This window comes from Paenibacillus eucommiae (assembly GCF_017874215.1).
Taxonomy (GTDB): domain Bacteria; phylum Bacillota; class Bacilli; order Paenibacillales; family NBRC-103111; genus Paenibacillus_AI; species Paenibacillus_AI eucommiae.
Genome location: NZ_JAGGLB010000010.1, coordinates 104989 through 123965, shown reverse-complemented (window position 1 = coordinate 123965; position 18977 = coordinate 104989). Strand labels below are relative to the sequence as shown.

Genomic DNA, 18977 nt, shown 5'->3' with positions numbered 1-18977 from the left:
TTCAGGAGGCAGATATATGTCAGAAATCATGGATCATGCTAGGCAAAATGACGGACAGCAGGGGGCAGACGCGGGAGGGGGCACAAAAGTAGGCATAGAAGCAGGTACAGGCACAGGCACAGGCACAGGCACAGACGCAGACGCAGATGCAGGTGTGGCCACGGAAACCGCTGTGGGCAGGGATATGGATCAAATCACACCTCTCTCCTCAACCGGATTAAGCCGGAGGAAATTGCTGGCTGCAATGGGTGGCTTGGGGGCCGCAGTTGCTGCTGGCGGATTATTGTTCAGTGTTCCCCAGACGGTTAAAGCAGCGATCAGCGGCGATGTGGTCTCGTTGGATAGTGTAGCGGATATTCAAACTCTTAATTTGACAACGCTTACAGATGGCCAGCATTTCAGTGTGCGCAGCTTTCATCCCGGTACAACGGTTGGAGGAGATATTTTCTACTTGGATAAAACACGTCCGAAATCAGCACACAATGGCGCCAGCATCGTTTCCATTACTGTTCCGTGGGATGGCATGCCAGCAAGTCTGGAAGCTTTTCTGAGTGGAACAGGCGAAACAGACCCGACAGGCACCGGATGTCTCATCCGGTTGTATGGAGAGAGTATCACTCCCTATATGTTCGGCGCACTCGCCAATGGTACGGCCGATGATACCAAAGCCATCCAGAGGGCTATCGACTTCGCCATCCTGCTTGGCAAAGGTGTCGTGATTGAAGGTGTTTTCCAAACCAGCTATCTTCGTATCAAGAATGGACTTGTCTATTTAAGCGGAGGAAACGGAGGGGGAGAGTTAAAGGCTATCTCGGGTGTTGGATTAGCCATGATTGAATTGTGGGGGCCATTTTTTGGAGGCCAGGTCCAGGCGGTGAGCGGATGTACGATTAGCGGACTGAGATTAAACGGAAATCATCTGGCGAAAAGAGGCATTTTTGGAAGTGCGTCCAATCAGTGCGTGATTACGGGGAATTCGGTTTATAATCTGTATGATGCTGCTCCTGATGACCTGTGCGGGATCAGACTGCATCGCGGCTGTACGTCTAATAAAGTCATAGCGAATCATATACAACTGCCTATATCTCCTGCCGGAGGTCCTTTCCTGCAGGCAGCGGGCATTCAGGTTACTGGTGAAAGTATAAATGGATATGGGGGATTTGATACTGGAGCCTTCATACCTCCAACCGAAGTATGCTCTCATAATTTGGTTGTTGCTAACCATGTTGAGAATGGATCACACGGGATATGGCTTGTTGCAGCCGAAAACAATACCATTTCAGATAATATTTGCAAAGGGCAGCTGCACCGCAGCATCATTCTAAGCCCCCAGGTAAGCAACAATGTGGTTAGCGGGAACCAGTGCCTTGATTTTGACTCCAGCGGCATTCATCTCGCTTATGGATCCAACTACAATATCATTTCTGGCAACAAATGCAGGGCCCTGTCATCTGCTGGGGAGGGAGGAATCCAGCTGTATGTGGGAACGGTTGGCAATGTCGTAACAGGCAATGAAATTTATTGCGGATCGAACTATGGCATTTATGCTGCTGTAGAGTCAACCTCCCATAAAATTACGTCCAATATTATAGTTGCCAGCAGGAACAGGAAGGCTGCTATTGCTGTAGAATCGGACTGGAATTCCCCGCTGCCGGCGAATGCAATCTACTCCCGGCCGAACTATGGCCCACCTCCTGCCCCCCGTACTGTCTGGGGGATATCGGCTACAGGTCATATGGATATTTCGGACAATACGATTATGGAGCCTGCGGCGGGTATAGCTGCTATCTACCTCGCACAATTAAATGATGCAAAGCTCACGGGAGTAAATGTAAGAGGCAATGTGATCATTGGAGCTGAGCCGAATCATTACTGGTATTTCTATGAGCAAACCGCTGGGAAAAGTACGGGCAATCAGTTGATCGGCAATTCAGCAGCAGGCAAAAATGTGACCAGGCAATACTACTCGAGAGGGCGTGATCAGATCGGGGTCGTTGCCAATAACGTTCCAGGGGACAGTCTTGTCTCTTATGACGTGCCATCAGGAACCACTCAACCAAGCGCTGCCCTTGCAGATTATGTCAGTCTTGCCGCGTATACTGCTGCTACGAGTGTAACCGATTTCACCGGAGGTGTGGAGGGACAGGAAATCATCGTAAGACTTTCCATTCATGCCACGATTATTCATAACTCTGCGAAAATCCGCTTGAAAGGCGGCAAGAACCTGAAAGGCCTGTCAGCGGATTACTATATCAACCTGAAGCGCATTTCGGGGATATGGTTTGAGGTTTCACGAAGCTTCTGATTTATGGGGGTTCCTGGAGAAAGAAATCCAACTACACCTTGCAGCTTTATAGTGATAAATCGGACGATATGTCCCTTTATTCTCCAAGGGAATCAGAAAGGAAGCGCAGATTTCCCTATCGCCACTATCCCCTTCCCTCAGGAAAGAAGCTTCTGCTGGTAGTCAGTAATCCATTTGAGCGTGGCACATTTGGTAATTTGCAGCTGAGAGGGAAGGGATGTGGGAGGAAAGCGTTAGTATTAGCCTAGTAATAGCTCCTCCTCCGCCCGAAATGAGCGTGTGCTCCACTTAACGATGTTTTTAATCGTTAAAGTAAGTGCTCCAGATCAATCCGTCACGTTAACGATGTTTTTCATCGTTAAAAGAGGACAGAGGGCCTCTCAAGGTGGTTAAAAGGGATTTTAACGATGTTTTTCATCGTTAAAGCAAGGATGTGGAGCGGACATGGTGGTTTAACGATGAAAAACATCGTTAAAGCAGCAGTCCTAGTTCCAGTTCGTTCCTCTCGGTTGCTAGCGTTGGCGGGGGCGTTCTTCATCCTCAGCGCCAGCGCTGGCTAGGAAATTCTCCTCTAATCAAGAGAAAAAAACTTGCGTCTGTCCATATGAATTGGTTGTCTGTCTGTATTTGAGCTGGCTGTCTGTTTGATCTTGATGTTCATATGATTCGTGAGATTGTAGCTGCGAAGGGAATGGCTGTGGGAGGAAGAGCGGCAGCGTCCGCCTTTAAAGATTTGTTCCAACCCCCTCATCCATTCCATTCAAGGGAACAAATCTTTAACAGCGGCTGGAGCCCACAGCTATTCCCTCCCTCCTTGCACCAACGTCACGAACACGCTCCTCAAAGGACGCCACAAAGGGCGAACTGTATGAGATTGGCTGAATCAACAAGCAGAACGTCCGTATCGCCAATAGTCGAATGCTGACATACGCTTTACACTTAGTAAGAACGAATTCAGTTGAAGAGAAGTATCTTGAAGCTGCTCTTCTTCTAATCTTATTCAGGAGGCAGACATATGTCAGAAATTATGGATAATGCCAAGCAAAGTGAAGGGCATGTGATTTCACTGGATAGCGTGGCGGATATCCAAACCCTTCAATTGGCATCGCTTGCAGATGGCCAGCAGCTCAGTGTGCGCAGCTTTCATCCAGGTACTACGGTTGGTGGAGATATCTTCTACGTGGACAAAACCCGTCCGAAATCAGCGCACAATGGCGCAAGTATCGTTTCTGCTACGGTTCCGTGGGATGGCACACCAGCAAGCTTGGAGGCTTTTCTCCAAGGAACAGGTGAAACAGACCCTGCAGGTGCCGGATGTCTCATCCGGTTGTATGGGGAGAGTATGAATCCCTATATGTTCGGAGCGCTTGCCGATGGTACAGCCAATGATACAACAGCCATTCAGGCGGCCATCAACTTTGCGGCACGCCTTGGCAAAGGTGTCATAATTGAAGGTGTTTTTCAGATTAGCAGGCTGCGTATCAAGAATGGGCTTGTCTATTTAAACGGGGTAAGTGGAGGGGGAGAGCTGCGGGCTAATGCAGGCCCAGTAGACGACGCAGAAGCTGGAACAGCCGTGATCCAACTGGATGGACCTTTTTTTGAAGGCGAAGCAGTGAGCGGGTGCACGATTAGCGGATTGCGAATAAATGGAAATAATACAGCGGTAAGAGGTATTTTTGGCAGTGAGATGACGCAATGCGTGATTACAGGAAATACCATCTTTAATCTGTATGAAGGTCCCACCCCTGAGCTGATTGGCATCAAGCTGCACCAGGGCTGCACGTTTAACAAAATTATAGGCAATGATGTCAGACTGCCTGCCACTCTCCCTGAGGGTCCTCCCATGTCCACAGTGGGCATCCATATTACTGGCAAGAGTGCGAACGGATTCGGAGGTTTTAACACGGGGGCCTTCATACCTCCAACCTTGATTTGTTCCCACAATTTGATTGCCTCCAACTATGTTGAGTATGGTACACATGGAATAGCGCTAATGTCCGCTGAAAACAATACCATTTCCGATAATATTTGCCGGGGACAGATGCATCGTGGCATCATTCTAAGTCCGCAGGGAAGCAATAATGTGATTACGGGGAACCAGTGCGTGGATTTTGAATCCAGCGGAATTCATATCGCTTATGGATCCAACTCCAATATGATTACAGGCAACAAATGCCGGTCTCAGAACGCTTTGGGCGAAGGAGGGATCCAGCTGTATGTGGGCACAGTCGGGAATGTGATAACAGGCAATGAGATCTATTGTGGATCCAACTATGGCATTTATGCCGCTATTGAGTCTACGGGTCATAAGATCAACTCCAATCTTATTATCGCAAGTCTGAACAAAAAGGCCGCTATAGCTGTAGAATCCGACTGGGCTTCACCGCTTCCTTCGGATGTGGCTTATTCCAGACCTAACTATGGTCCACCTCCTGCCCCTCGTACGGAATGGGGGATATCCGCTACGGGTTATATGGATATTTCCGACAATACGATTATGGATCCGGCTGCGAACATACCTGCTATCTACCTTGCCCAATTAAATGAGGCAGAGCTCACCGGAGTGAATGTGAGAGGCAATGTGATCCTGGGATCCGAACCGGAGTATTACTGGCATTTCTTTGAGCAAACAGCTGGAAAAAGCACGGGCAATCATCTGACCGGCAATTCAGCAGCAGGCAAGAATATGGCTAAGCAATATTATTCCAGGGGACGGGAGCAATTCGAGACTGTCGCCAATAATCAGCCGGGAGATGGCCGGACTGCTTATGTGGTACCATCAGGGACTACGGAGCCAAGTGCCGCATTGGCGGATTATATCAGTTTTGCCGAATATACTGCTGCCACGGACATCACCGATTTCATTGGAGGCATGGAAGGGCAGGAAATAACCCTGAGGCTTTCTGAGCAAGTAACCGTAATTCACAATTCTGCGAAAATTCGTTTAAGGGGCGGCAGCAATCTTACAGATTTGTCATCGGACTGTTATATGAATCTGAGGCGTACCTCGGAAGTATGGTGTGAGGTCTCACGGAGCTTTTAAATGAATAAGGAGGGGTCAGCCATGAAAAAGAAAGTCGGAGTATTTAAAATATTAACAGCTATTGCCCTTATTGCTATGCTGTTCACTGCTTGTACTGGCAATAACGCACCCAATAAATCAACGGCAGAACCAGGAACGGATACGAGCAAGAGCACGGAAAAGAGTACCGCTACAGCTACACCTCAGCCGGACAAGAAACCTGTCACTATTCGCGTAGGTGTTATCGATGATCCATCTGAAAAAGCCAATGTGCAGGCAGTAGCAGACATCATGAAGAAAGATTTTCCCCATATTACTGTGAAAATAGAGCCTTATATCGGTGATATGAAGCAGAAAGCGCTTCTTCAAGCTGCTTCCGGTGATCTTCCTGACGTTACGTGGCTAGCGGATGGTTACGTTAAAGAATTTGCTGAAGCAGGGATTCTGGAGCCGTTGAACGACTATATCAAGCAATATGATGTGGACATCTCTGATATTTATCCAGCCATGCTTTCTTATGGCAAAGTGGGTGAAACCATCTATATGCTTCCGCGAGATAATTTGCATATGGTGATGGCTGTGAACACTACGCTGCTTAAGCAAGAGGGATTATCTCTGCCGTCCAACGACTGGGATTGGGCTACCTTTCTGGAATATGCCAAAAAATTGACCAAAAAAGATGCCTCTGGTAAAACAACGCAGTGGGCGGTATCGCTGCAGCCAGTAGGACCTATTGTATGGGGACCCTGTGCGCAAGGAAGAGGCGTGAACTACTTGAACAAAGAGGCGGGAAAAATTCAATTCTCGGATCCCAAAGTTGTTCAAGGGTTAACCGACTGCTGGAGCCTGGTCAAAGACGGAATGGCTGTTGATCCATTTGGCCAATATCCGGAAGATCCGTTCTACGCGGGTCAAGCTGCATTCATGGTCACCGCGAAATGGGCAGCGGAAGGCATTAATAATGCCTCGATTGCCAAAGGCTTCGAATGGGATGTAACGACGTTCCCGAAATTGCCAGGGAAGCGCGCTGTTGGTTCCGGAACAAGCGGTTACTCCGTGTATGCCAAATCCAAGCATAAAGAGGAGGCTGCGGCGTTCGTTACCGCGTTTGTCAAAAAAGAAGGTCAGGAAGCTTTTATGAAAGTAGGAAATGGCGTTCCGATCCTGATGTCCATGAAAGATAGCAAGGGCTGGCAGGATAATCCTGTACCTGGTAAAAACGTGAGCGCCTATACGGCATTTCCGGAAGATGATGCACTCAGGGAGCATGAACTGGCGTTCTCAGCCAAGAAAGCGGGCGAAATCAACAGCGGTGTATTGGCGGCGTACCAAAAATATATGGAGGGTACGATGTCACTCGATGATTCTTTAAAGGAATTGGATGAAAGAGTGAACGCGATGGAATAAGTTCATCAGGGGCGAGTGGATGTGAGGTGACATCCCCCGCCCTTGCTGGAATTCGCAGTTGAAAACATGGCTTGGCTTATGGCAAGGGGGAAAAAGGATGATAGAGAGATCGGGAATCGCTAGCCGCAAGGGCTTATATATCGGCTTGGCTGCAGCCTGTGTGTTCCTTATTTTTGCTGCCTTTAATGGGATAAGATACATACCTCCGGCGGGTGCTCCTTTTGCTGATACGGTCAATCAAGACCAGTTGATGGATACAGTCCTCAAGACCGGGCAACTGAAGTCAGAGGAAGTTTTGTATGGACGGCTTCTGTCAGACTACGTCCGGAAGGAGACCCCCCGGTATACAGGTGAAGAGATTGAGGAAAGAAGCGCGCCGTTTCTGCAAATGTCACAAGATGCGCATGTGAGTGAAATTGATGGTGTCACGTCTGCGATGACAGAGGGGGAGAACGGTTGGCTGGAGTGGGAAGTGGACATTCCGGAGACCGCCCTTTACCAGATCCAGGTTCAGTATCAGATGCTGCCCGGCGGACGGATGGGAGCGGAACGCTCCCTGCTCATAGACGGCAAGCGGCCATTTGCCGAAGCGGCGCGCTTTCTTTTCCCCAGAATGTGGCAAGATAACGCCAATGTCCGATTGGATGATCAAGGCAATGAAATCAGACCTGAACCTATAGAGCTGCGGGAATGGCGGGAGATGACGCTTCAGCATCCGGAAGGATTCTATAAAAGACCCTTTCTATTCCTGCTGGAGCAGGGGAAGCATACGATCCGGTTGACGGATATCAGAGAGCCGATGGCAGTCTCGCGAATTTCTCTCACGAAGCCAGTGGAGCCGAGGGCTTATACTGAAGTGGAAAGTGAGTATGTCCGTCTTGGATTCGCTAACGCTACTGCAGAGATGTTGACCTTCCAATCAGAGCATCCCAAAGAGAAGTCTGAGCTGTCTCTGTGGGCAGAGTGGACGGACGATCCTCGCGCTGAGCCCAAGGCTGTGGAGAACATCCGCTATAACGCTTTTGGCGGCGAACGCTGGAAACGGGGCGGACAATCGGCTGCCTGGGAAATCGAAGTGCCTGAAGATGGCTTGTATACACTTGGATTTCGTTATACGACCATGGTGCTTAATTCGGCAAGCCGCCGGGATATTCTGATTGATGGCCGCGTGCCTTTTGCAGAAATGGAAGAGTACGCCTTTCCTTTCGTCCGCGGCTGGCATACTGAACCTTTGCAGGATGGAGCGGGTAAGCCGTTCCACTTTTACTTGACGAAGGGCAAGCATACGATCACGCTCGTTTCCAAAGTCGGCCCGCTGCGAAGTCCTGCGGTACGAACGGATGAGATGGCTTCCGAGTTAAATCTGATTGCGCGACAGGTTATTCAGATTACTGCTTCATCCAAGGATGCGGAAGGGAAAGTGACGAGCGATCGTAATCAGGATTGGAATCTGGAAAGAAATATTCCCGATCTATCCGAGCGATTGCAGCGCATTCGTTCAGCACTTGCAGGCATTGAGGATGAAATACTTGCAGCGAATGGCGGAGCCAGACCCTCGTACTTATCGACTTATGCTTCTATGGCGCACTTGCTCGATGGCATGATTCGCGATACGGAAAAAATTCCTTACCGGCTGAATGAGCTCGGCAATTTGACCGGGGAGCTCAATCGTGCTGCTATTGCTATGCAGGAGCAGCCGTTAATGCTCGACTACCTGGCAGTTGGAGCAGCGGATGCCCAGTTTCCTCAGAGCACCTCAAGCTATCTCGATCTGCTGGTCGCTTCGGGACAGAGGTTCTGGTCCTCCTTCAGCTCTAATACGAGCCAGGTCGGGAAGGTCTACAGCGAAGGCAACCTTCAGGAGAAGCCGGTCCTGAATATTTGGGTCGCCCGAGGCAGAGAATGGGCAGCGCTGACCAAGAATTTGATAGACGAGGATTTCACACCGAAGACAGGGATTGAAGTCAATGTGAATACGGTTCCGGGGGATTCGGAGCATCTGCTGCTGCTGGCCTATACGGCTGGGGAGGCGCCAGATATTGCGTTTGGGGTGTCGTCGCAGACTCCGGTTGATTTTGCCGCCAGAAATGCCCTGCTTGATCTATCCAGCTTCGCGGATACGAAGGCGGTTACGGATCAATTCGTAGCGGAATCTCTTATTCCTTACAGGTATGCGGGCGGATTATGGGCTTTGCCGGAAACGCAGGATTTTCAGATGCTGTTTTACCGCACCGATATGTTTGACAGCTTTGGGTGGAAGACGCCGGATACCTGGGAGGATGTGTATCAGATGCTTCCCCTGCTTCAAGAGCAAGGGCTGGAGTTTTATTACCCGAGTGGTGTGGGGGGCTTTGCACCGTTCCTGTTCCAGCGTGGGGGGGATTTCTATGCTTCCGATCAAACCCGCTCCAAGCTAGATTCGCCTGAGGCGTTTACTGCCTTCAAAGAATGGACGGCGCTTTCTACCAACTATAAGCTGCCGCTAAAAGCGGATTTCTTTCAGCGCTTCCGTCTGGGTGAAATGCCAGTTGGTGTAGGCAACTACGAATTCTATGTACGGCTGAAGACTTCTGCACCGGAATTGAATGGCTCGTGGGCGATGATTCCGCTGCCTGGCATGCGGAGTTCCGATGGTGAAGTGGATCGTTCCATCGGGGGAGCGGGCCAGACGGCCGTCATCCTCAAGACGACGAAGCATCCGGACGCCGCTTGGGCATTGCTGAAATGGTGGCTGTCGGAGGAGACGCAAACCCGCTACGGTTTAGAGGTCGAGGGACTTCTGGGAGCGGGATCACGGTGGAATACGGCGAATGTCAGAGCGCTGCAAAGGATGCCATGGACAAAACCGGAGATCGAAGCAATATTGGAGCAATGGTCGTGGTTTAAGGAGCAGCCGGTTGTGATGGGCGGGTATTACACGTCACGTCATTTACAGAATGCCTGGAACAAGGTTGTGCTGAATGGAGACAATCCACGAACCGCATTGGAAGATGCGATCAAAGAGATCGACAAGGAAATTTTGCGGAAGCGGGAGGAGTTTAATATCAAGCCTACTGACACCAGTTCGGGTGGCGTTGAGGAAGGAGGGGGAGATTCATGAAAAAGTCGCTGCCGGCCTTTGTGCTTACACTCTGGAGATGGCGGGCCTCCTATTTGTTTCTGGCTCCTTTCCTGCTGCTATTCCTCGTGTTTATCATTACGCCCGTGCTTACATCGGCGGGTCTCAGCTTCACCTACTACAACATGCTGGAGCCACCGCGGTTTAACGGGTGGTCCAATTATAAGCTGCTGTTTGTCGATGATGACATTTTCATCAAGGCGCTGACCAATACGTTTTATTTCGCCCTTGTGACAGGACCAGCCAGTTATATCCTGGCTTTCCTGTTCGCTTGGCTTATTCATCAGGTTCCGCGGCGTATTCGTCCGTTGTATACGACGATGTTCTACATTCCGTCCTTGACAAGCGGCGTAGCTATGGCTGTGGTCTGGCTCGTTTTATTCGCTAACGACAGCTATGGATACTTAAACAGCTTGTTGATGGTGGCCGGACTCATAGATGAGCCTATCCAGTGGCTGCAGAACGTAAAGCTAATTATGCCTGTTATCATTACAATATCTCTCTGGATGAGCCTGGGCACTGGCTTTCTCGCCTTTTTGGCCGGCTTTGAGACGATCAATACGGAATTATACGATGCTGGCAAGGTAGATGGCATCCGTTCCCGGGTGCAGGAGCTTTGGTATATCACGATTCCGTCCATGAAGCCTCAAATGCTTTTCGGGGCCGTTCTCGCCGTCGTCGGCTCGTTCAAGGTCGGTGAGATCAGCCAGGCTGTAGCCGGTTTTCCAAGCCCGCTTTACGCTGGTCACACCATAGTTCTTCATTTGCGTGACTATGCGTTCTTACGTTATGAGATGGGATATGCGGCAGCCATATCTGTGCTGTTGTTCCTGATTATCTACGGTCTTGGAAAATTATGTTTCAGAATGTTTGCGTCTAAGGGGGAGCTGTAATGAAAAAGTTGTGGAAACGCAAAGATGTCGGGCTGTTCGGAATTCTACTTTTGCTTACGGCTTTTGGAGTCTTCATGCTGCTGCCGCTTGTTTTTCTGGTGAGTACCGCATTTAAACCCCCCGAAGAATTGTTTATTTATCCACCCCGCTTTCTGGTCGACAATCCGACGTTAGCGAACTTTAGGGATTTGTTTATTTCAAGCTCGGCGGATCGTATTCCATTTACCCGCTATGTATTCAACAGCCTGCTAGTAACCCTTGTAACGGTTGCTTTTACCGTTATTATTGGTTCATTGGCCGCTTTTCCGCTGGCTAAGCATGCGTTTCCCGGCAGGAATGCTATCTTCGGCCTGATCATCGCTTCGTTGATGTTCGCGCCGGAAGTCGTGGAAATTCCTAGATTCCTGATCGTGACGAGTCTGGGGCTCATGGACACATACGGAGCATTGATTTTACCCAACCTGGCTTTCCCTATTGGATTATTTCTAATGAAGCAGTTTCTTGAACAGGTACCTGATGCGATATTTGAAGCAGCCAGAATGGATGGGGCTGGCGACTGGAGGCAGTTTTGGTTCATTGCGCTGCCATTGATTCGTCCAGCTTGGGCAACTGTAGTGATCTTGAGTTTTATCGGCGTCTGGAATGATGCCGGATCAGCTGCACTCTTTACACAAACGGAGCAGATGAAAACCTTGCCCTATTATTTGTCGACCGTTATGGGCCAAGGCGTAGCGCGTGCGGGTGCCAATGCCGCTGCCACGTTCCTTATGACCGTTCCGACTGTGCTTATCTTTATCCTGTTTCAAAGCAGAGTCATGTCGACTATGGCTTATTCGGGCATTAAATCGTAGGAGGCACCTTTTATGAAGCAATTACATAGGTTTGTGAGGATTGTTCTTGCGACGATCGTGGCTCTGACTGGCTTTGGCTTCACATCGGAATTCACATCGGAAGTCCATGCGGATGTACCCTACCCGCATTATTTCATGAGTCCGGCTGGGGACTACTTTCCAGTGCCTGCTCCTTATGAGCCGGATGGAACGATCCGGCTTGAAGGGCAGCTGGAGGGAGGACTTAGTAAGCCGAAGGATTTGTTTATTGACCGGGATGACCGCATTTATGTGGCGGATACAGGCAACAATCGCATCGTCGCTATGGATCGTTCAGGCAATCATTTGCAAATTTACGGCGGCGGGGCTGAGGGGGATGAGGAAGGGGAGCAGCCCTTAACGGAAGCGGAGAGTCTGAAGGAGCCTTCAGGTGTATTCGTTAACCAAGAAGGCATCTATGTCGCGGATACAGGCAACAAACGGATTGTGCTTTTTAATCGATCTGGAGAAGTATTGCGTACTATCGGACAACCGGCTTCTACACTTCTGGGTGAAGATTTTACCTATGCTCCCCTTAAAGTTGTTGTAGATTCGCGAGGGTATTTGTATGTGGTGAATCAAGGCACCCAACGCGGGCTTCTTATGATGGATACAAAAGGACAGTTCCGAGGCTACTTCGGTGCCAATAGAACGCAAGCCGGGTTAAGCCAAACGCTTATCAGGCTGCTGTATTCGAAAGAAATCAGACGCGGTACGGCGGTCATTCTGCCCTATTCGTTTAATAATGTCGTGCTCTCGCCGGACGGATTTCTTTATACGACTACGACAGGTCAAGCGAGCAAGCAGATTCGCAAATTAAATGCTGTTGGCGGAGATATTTTCCCTAACGCGGCCCGCAATTTCAGTGAACCCTCCCCCTTCCAGGCTGACAAGGGAGGACAAATCTTCACAGATGCGGCTGTTGATCAATCAGGAAATGTAACACTGCTGGACAGTACATACGGGAGAATGTACCAGTATGATGCGACGGGAAGGCTGCTCTTCTCTTTCGGTGCGACAGGTCTTGGCAAAGGCTTAACCGGCTCCCCTCAATCGATTGCGGTTGATTCTCAAGGTATTCTTTATGTTCTTGATGCAGCGCGGGGTGAAATTCAGCGTTTCCGGCCGACGCCGTTTGCGCAGCTGGTCCACCAGGCGAACGAGCTATACGCCCAAGGCCGATATAACGAATCCTTCGAGCCTTGGCGGGAGGTCGTGAGACTGGATGCCTATTATACGTTAGCCTTGCAAGCCATGGGACAGACGCAGCTTCGTCAGGAGAACTATGCCGGGGCTATGGATTCCTTTCGTGCCGCGGACGATAAAGGTGGTTACTCGGCGGCATTTTACGAGCAGCGCCGGTTATTTATTCGTGATCATTTTGGATGGATTGCATCTGTAGTACTGGCAGCTATTGCAGCTATAATGGTGATTAGATCTATATGGGTAAGGCGCAAAAGGAAATTGTCCAAAACGAGAAAAAAATCGTCCGAATTTTTGTTGATCGAGCAAATAAAAGGGGTTTTAAAACATCCGACTTCCAGCTTCGAAGCTCTGCGGTATGAAGGTAAGGGGCGCTGGAGAGATGCACTGCTGCTTGTCGGACTGTTCGTCATTGTCAATCTGCTGGGGTACCTGCTTCCTTCTTTTCATTTCCAAACAACACCGCTGCGGCTTGTCCGGTGGGAGTTCGTTGCTATGCAAACGATAGGGGTGTGGCTGCTATGGTGCCTTGTTCAATACGGTCTCACGACTGTCCTCTCAGGGGAGGGGAGACTGCGTGACGTCATGATTGGGACGGCTTATTGCTTTGCGCCGCTTATTTTGTTTACCGTTCCGCTTCGAATAGCTACGCATGCTCTGACTTTTCAGGAGAAGCCCATCTATGATCTGTTTATGACAGCTCTATATGCCTGGGTGATTGTTTTGCTGTTTATCAAAATTCGCGAAACCCACGATTACAGCAATCGCAAGGCGCTCGGCGTGGGTATGGCTACGGTAGCCGGATGCTTTGTTGTTATTGGATTTGCCATCGTTCTCTACGGCATGTCGTTGAATCTGCTGGATTTCGTCAATCAAATTGTCAAGGAGGCGACGGCTGTTGATTAATAAGGTCATTAAGGTCATTCATATCATGAATCGTAAAACAATAATCGGATTAGCATGGCTGCTCGTTATTCTCTGTATCGGAAGTTGGTTGATCCTAAGAATAGGGCTGGCCGATGGCAGCGCGGTTACCTTTCATTACGATTCGTCCATGGGCAGACCGGCCGGGCTGCCGATCGGTGATGAGCTTCCACCCGGAAAAGGATTGCAAACTTTCGCGGAGGACGGACAATGGGTCTTCTCCGCAGATTTGGACTCGCAATTATTTCAGGTTAGAGATAAGCGCAGCGGTGTAGTCTGGTCGAGCAGTCCAGTACCGGAAGCACTTACAGCTACCAATCAAACAGCAAGTCAAATAGCCGGATCACCGATCCTTCTATCGTATACGACCCAGTTCAAGGACATTTTGACCACAAGCTTGTTGACTGAGGATGTGACATGGAAATCCTTCAAGATGGAGGGAGGTGTACAGATTTACTATGAGCTGCCCCGTCTGCAGCTGGCGTTTACAGTGGAATACACGCTGCGGGATGGAGGCTTGCACGTTCGCTTGCCGGAAGACGGCATAAGTGAGGGTGGGGCAGCGGCCATCACCTCCCTGGAGCTGTTTCCGATGTTCGAAGCTGCCAAGCAGGGAGAAAAGGGGTATGTCGTTGTTCCGGATGGTTCGGGTGCTCTTATGTATTTCGATAGACCGCACACCTTTATCAATCGCGGATACGAGAAATGGATATACGGAGTTGATCCGGTCTTCGATTTCTCCAGGACCCCGCCGATCGGCGAGAGGCTCACCCTGCCCTTACTGGGCATGGTGAAGGAGAACGGAGGTTATGTGCAAACCATCCTGAAAGGTGCTGAGGATGCGAAAATCGTGATCAATCCGCCTGGTGTATACAACGTTGATTATTATCGCGGGGGAATGGAATTTGCTTTACGAAAAACGTATGCGACGAAATTATCAAAAGCTGGCAGCGACGTGCTGCTGGTCGAGAAAGAGCGGATCCGCAGCGACCGGGAAATAAGATTTGATTTCCTCGCAGGTTCCCGAGTAGGCTATCCTCAGCTAGCTGAGATCGTAAGGGAGAGGCTGATGTCTTCGGACATGTCTCCGGATACGTCTTTGGGCTTGGAGCAGACGAGTGAGGGCGATCCATATAATGCCCCGCTTATACGTTTGCTGATGGGAACTGAAAAAAGGGAAGATGGGCTTAGCGGAAGCCTTGTCATAACGACAACTTTTAATGAGGGAGGGGTCATTATGGATGAGCTTCTGCAAGCCGGGGTAGAGAAGCTGACAGTTGGGCTTAAGGGCTGGCAGCAAGCTGGCGCCTATGGGGATACCCACCATTCCGTTAAACCGGATGCCCGCTTTGGCGGAGAAAAGGGCTTGAACCGTCTGCTGCAGCAGGCGGAACAGCTGGGTGTTGCTATAGCGCTGGAAGACAATGAAACGGATATATACAGTCCGAGAAAAAGTAAAGTAGATATGCGCTCCCAAGTGGTGCGAAAACCGGACGGTTCGCTGTACACACACCTTCCGCTCGGACCAACGGGATCCTACCGGACGGAACCCTCCTGGTATTTGTTGAATGCAGCTGCAGCTGAACACATGCGTGGACCGAAGTTAGATGCTTATGAGGAACTTGGGGTTCCTACGGTTAATCTGCAGCGAACGGGTGACACCTTGTCCAGCGATTACAATCGCAAAAATCCTTTGCGGCGTAATCAGTGGGCGATACATGAGCAGCAGGCGCTGAGTGACATTCGTTCAAGACTTGGTTCGGTTGGAGTGTTCTATGGATATTTGTATGCTGCTAAGGAAGCGGATCGGATTATCGATATTCCGATATCGACGTCCCCGGATGATTTGTTGGATGAACAGATTCCTTTTCTCCAATTGGTTTATCACGGAAGCCTCACTTACTATGCCAGTCCAGTTAACCGCAGTGAGAACCCGCAGATGCAATTGCTGCGAGCCATTGAATATGGAGCCATTCCTTCATTCGAGTTAACGTACCGACCTACAGTTGAACTGAGAGACACCTATGAGGACCGCTTGTTTAGCGGGGAGTACTCGGAATGGATGGCAGATGTACAGAAGGCCTATTCGATGTGGGATTCTGCGCTCAAGGATGTGTATAAGCATCAGATGACCGATCACCGCGAGATGGCAGAGGGTGTGTACCGCACAACTTATGAGGACGGAACCTCAATCTGGGTCAACTATGGATCCCTGCTTTATGACAGCAACGGAGCGGTAGTAAAGCCGATGAGCTTCGCTGTTTACAAGGGAGGAGAGGGGCTTTGAAAAACCGGAAGATACTGCGCCGATTTGGTTATGAACGCCGGAGAATGGTCGAAGGAATGACGTTCGTGTCGATCTGGGTTATCGGTTTTGTCCTGTTTATGATTTATCCGCTGTTTTATTCACTAACTATTAGTTTCACTCACTCCACGTTAAAGGATATCTTTGGCGGTCCTTTCATTGGTTGGGACAATTACAGGTCGGTTGTATCGAGTCCTCAATTTGCAACGATATTCGTTAAAACATTGCTGAATGCGCTTTTGGATATTCCGACAATTGTACTGTTTTCCCTGTTGTGCGCTGTTTTGCTCCATCGGCCTATGGTAGGAAGGGTATATTTTCGAGCTGTGTTCTTTGTCCCGGTCATCATTGCAGGAGTCGTAATGCGTCTGCTGTTCGAGCAAAATGCGGCCGATTTTTCCATCTTCGGTAAATTGGCAGGCGGTATGCTTGTTGTTAGCGACATGATTGGTTCCGATTTGTTTGACAGGATAGGCGTATTGATGTGGCGCAGCAGCGTAGAAACACTGATCTTTCTAGCCGGACTTCAGGGAATTCCCCGGAGTCAATATGAAGCGGCACATATCGATGGGGCAACGGTTTGGGAGAGTTTTTGGTTAATAACGATTCCTTATTTGTCGCCGATTATATTGTTGAACCTTATTTATGCGACGATAGATTCATTCACGGAGCCGCTCAATCCTATTATTGAGTATCTGAAGCTTCTGGTGTTCAATCATTTTAATTTCGGTATCGCTGCAGCGATGAGCTGGATGTATTTCCTGGTTATCCTTGTCATTGTGCTTATTATGATCGCTGTCGGCAGGAGGTATGTCTATTATGGAAGTGATCCGAGGTAAGCTGAAAAGATGGTTTGAATGGCCATATAACCGAAACCTTTGGTTCCTATATCGAAAAAAGAGTGGGCATTTGCTACTCCATACAGCCGTCTACCTGATTGTACTTTCTCTTTCTTTTATATTTCTGCTGCCAGTACTCTATATGCTTGTAACTTCCTTTAAATCACTGGGAGATTTGCTGGATTCTACGATCGTATGGATTCCCAGGGCTATTCAATGGTCAAATTTCGTGGAGGCTGCACGTGGTTTGCATCTGGAACAATCGATTCGCAATACCTTGATCGTATCTGTCATACCTTGTGTGGGCCAATTGATTTCTTGTTCCATAGCGGGCTACGGGTTTGGCAGGTTTCGATTTCCAGGGCATAACCTATTGTTTGGGCTCCTGCTGCTCAGCCTGCTTATTCCTCCGCAAACGATCATTATTTCCCTGTTCACTTTATTTCAAAAAATAGGGTGGCTGAATACACTTTGGCCGTTCATTGTGCCGTCTTTTTTTGCCCAGGGTTTACGCGGAGCCTTGTTCGTGCTCATCTTCAGCCAGTTTTTTCGTAATTTACCACGCGAATTAGAGGAGGCTGCACGTATTGACGGCGCAGGGCCGATCCGCTTGTTCACGGTTATCATGCTGCCGCTGGCAAGACCTGCCCTGTTCCTGGTCGCCCTGTTTTCTTTCGTCTGGCACTGGAATGACTACTATGAGCCTTCGCTCTACTTGAATCTCGACTCCCTGTTTACCTTGCCCATCTGGTTATTATCCATTGGGGCTGGACCTAAAAGCACGTTCGATGCAGGTGCAGGCGGGCAGGCCGGTCTAGGATTCAATGAACCGATTATTATGGCAGCCTGTTTAATTGTAGTTGTGCCGCTGATGGTACTCTATGTGTTCGCGCAGCGTTACCTGAAGGAAGGGGTAGAGCGGACTGGGTTTGGTGGCGAATAGAGCGGACGCCTTGTGTGGTGTCCTTTGAAATGGGAATTCGATAAGTGGTGCGTAGGGAGGGAGCCTGCTATGGGATTCCACCGCTGTTAAAGATGTGTTCCCTTGAATGAATCTAAGTTGTTAGGAACACATCTTTAAAGGCGGACGCTATCGCTCTCCACCCCATAGCAGGCTCCCTCTATCAGCTGCCGAGCGTAGCGAAAACATCCAAACCTCAAACGGCCAACTGGCAAGGTGTTTTTCCTTGAATTGAAGGGATAGTGAAACAATAAAAATCTATGCTTCACATGATAGGTGCCTTGCAAGTATTTGGCGGGCTGAACATGGACTATACAGCGGCAGACTCCTGGAGGTAAATGGAAATGAGTACAAAGGGGCAAGCAAAACGTTTGGGAACGGTAGCAATCTGTCTGTTTGTAGTCATCATGGTTGTATTATCAGCTTGTTCAAGTACTGAAGGGGGAGTGGTTTCTACGAACTATTGGAACGGGAAAAAAGTTAATTTTATCGGGGATAGTATCACGTTTGGAGTAGGTGCCAGTGTTACAGAGAATCGGTTCACTTCTGTAACGGCGAAAATGCTTGGTTTGATAGAGACTAACTACGGAATACCTAGTAGTATTCTAGCGGTAACTGCGGCAAGTCCAACCGACCGGGATCCAATTGCGACAAGATATGTTGATATGACGGATGATGCAGACTTAGTCATCGTTTTCGCTGGTACCAATGATTGGTGGTCTGATCAAACTCCACTAGGTACGATGTCAAGCCGCAGCAATACCGACTTTTACGGAGCTCTGCACAATTTGTGTCTGGGATTGCTCGATAAGTATGTTGGTAAACACATCGTATTCATGACTCCGATTAAACGCAGTTACCTCAAATATATGGAGCCTGACGCGGTAAATGCTAACGGTAAGTCGTTAATGGAATACGGAGACATCATCAAGGAAGTCTGTGCCTACTACAGTATACCCGTACTTGATCTTAACAGGGAAAGTATGCTTAATCCGTATTTCGAAGGTCAAAAAAGTGCTTTTATTCCTGATGGAATTCATCCGAATGATGCGGGTCATAAGCTAATAGCACAACGGTTAGTTGGGTATCTCAAGCAATTGGTATCGAACTAACGACAGTTTCCGTTCT

General features: G+C 49.2%; 11 protein-coding genes. All 11 read left to right on the top strand.

The window, feature by feature from the left end; all coding sequences use genetic code 11:
* Window positions 1–16 precede the first annotated feature (16 nt).
* Window positions 17–2305: a NosD domain-containing protein gene (locus J2Z66_RS16200; RefSeq protein ID WP_209972486.1), complete on the top strand. Its 2289-nt coding sequence runs from the start codon at window positions 17–19 to the stop codon at window positions 2303–2305.
* Between the two features lie 1015 nt (window positions 2306–3320).
* Window positions 3321–5351, top strand: coding sequence for a NosD domain-containing protein (locus J2Z66_RS16195; RefSeq protein ID WP_209972485.1), 2031 nt, complete (start codon window positions 3321–3323; stop codon window positions 5349–5351).
* Between the two features lie 21 nt (window positions 5352–5372).
* The gene (locus tag J2Z66_RS16190) at window positions 5373–6737 is read left to right on the top strand and encodes an ABC transporter substrate-binding protein (RefSeq protein WP_209972484.1); all 1365 of its coding nucleotides are present in this window, start codon (window positions 5373–5375) and stop codon (window positions 6735–6737) included.
* A gap of 97 nt (window positions 6738–6834) precedes the next feature.
* Window positions 6835–9837, top strand: a complete 3003-nt coding sequence (locus J2Z66_RS16185) for an extracellular solute-binding protein (RefSeq protein ID WP_209972483.1) — start codon at window positions 6835–6837, stop codon at window positions 9835–9837.
* Window positions 9834–10748, top strand: coding sequence for a carbohydrate ABC transporter permease (locus J2Z66_RS16180; RefSeq protein ID WP_209972482.1), 915 nt, complete (start codon window positions 9834–9836; stop codon window positions 10746–10748). Before J2Z66_RS16185 ends, J2Z66_RS16180 begins: the two co-directional genes overlap by 4 nt.
* Entirely contained in the window at window positions 10748–11599 is an 852-nt protein-coding gene (locus tag J2Z66_RS16175; protein ID WP_209972481.1) for a carbohydrate ABC transporter permease, read from the top strand. The genes J2Z66_RS16180 and J2Z66_RS16175 overlap by 1 nt, the downstream gene beginning before the upstream one ends.
* A 12-nt stretch (window positions 11600–11611) precedes the next feature.
* The gene (locus J2Z66_RS16170) at window positions 11612–13726 is read left to right on the top strand and encodes a YIP1 family protein (protein WP_209972480.1); all 2115 of its coding nucleotides are present in this window, start codon (window positions 11612–11614) and stop codon (window positions 13724–13726) included.
* Complete coding sequence (locus J2Z66_RS16165; protein WP_209972479.1) at window positions 13719–16031, top strand: DUF5696 domain-containing protein; 2313 nt, start codon at window positions 13719–13721, stop codon at window positions 16029–16031. Before J2Z66_RS16170 ends, J2Z66_RS16165 begins: the two co-directional genes overlap by 8 nt.
* Window positions 16028–16888, top strand: coding sequence for a carbohydrate ABC transporter permease (locus tag J2Z66_RS16160; protein WP_209972478.1), 861 nt, complete (start codon window positions 16028–16030; stop codon window positions 16886–16888). The genes J2Z66_RS16165 and J2Z66_RS16160 overlap by 4 nt, the downstream gene beginning before the upstream one ends.
* Window positions 16869–17831 (top strand): carbohydrate ABC transporter permease, encoded by a 963-nt coding sequence (locus J2Z66_RS16155; RefSeq protein WP_209972477.1) that lies wholly within the window; start codon window positions 16869–16871, stop codon window positions 17829–17831. Before J2Z66_RS16160 ends, J2Z66_RS16155 begins: the two co-directional genes overlap by 20 nt.
* 362 nt (window positions 17832–18193) lie before the next feature.
* Window positions 18194–18961 carry an SGNH/GDSL hydrolase family protein gene (locus tag J2Z66_RS16150; RefSeq protein ID WP_209972476.1) on the top strand — a complete coding sequence of 256 codons (768 nt, stop codon included), beginning with the start codon at window positions 18194–18196 and terminating at the stop codon, window positions 18959–18961.
* The last annotated feature ends 16 nt before the right edge of the window (window positions 18962–18977 follow it).

Coding starts and splice junctions, on each gene's coding strand:
- J2Z66_RS16180 (WP_209972482.1), top strand. CDS start 9,834: ATGAAAAAGTCGCTGCCGGCCTTTGTGCTTACACTCTGGAGATGGCGG.
- J2Z66_RS16195 (WP_209972485.1), top strand. CDS start 3,321: ATGTCAGAAATTATGGATAATGCCAAGCAAAGTGAAGGGCATGTGATT.
- J2Z66_RS16150 (WP_209972476.1), top strand. CDS start 18,194: ATGAGTACAAAGGGGCAAGCAAAACGTTTGGGAACGGTAGCAATCTGT.
- J2Z66_RS16175 (WP_209972481.1), top strand. CDS start 10,748: ATGAAAAAGTTGTGGAAACGCAAAGATGTCGGGCTGTTCGGAATTCTA.
- J2Z66_RS16200 (WP_209972486.1), top strand. CDS start 17: ATGTCAGAAATCATGGATCATGCTAGGCAAAATGACGGACAGCAGGGG.
- J2Z66_RS16155 (WP_209972477.1), top strand. CDS start 16,869: ATGGAAGTGATCCGAGGTAAGCTGAAAAGATGGTTTGAATGGCCATAT.
- J2Z66_RS16170 (WP_209972480.1), top strand. CDS start 11,612: ATGAAGCAATTACATAGGTTTGTGAGGATTGTTCTTGCGACGATCGTG.
- J2Z66_RS16190 (WP_209972484.1), top strand. CDS start 5,373: ATGAAAAAGAAAGTCGGAGTATTTAAAATATTAACAGCTATTGCCCTT.
- J2Z66_RS16185 (WP_209972483.1), top strand. CDS start 6,835: ATGATAGAGAGATCGGGAATCGCTAGCCGCAAGGGCTTATATATCGGC.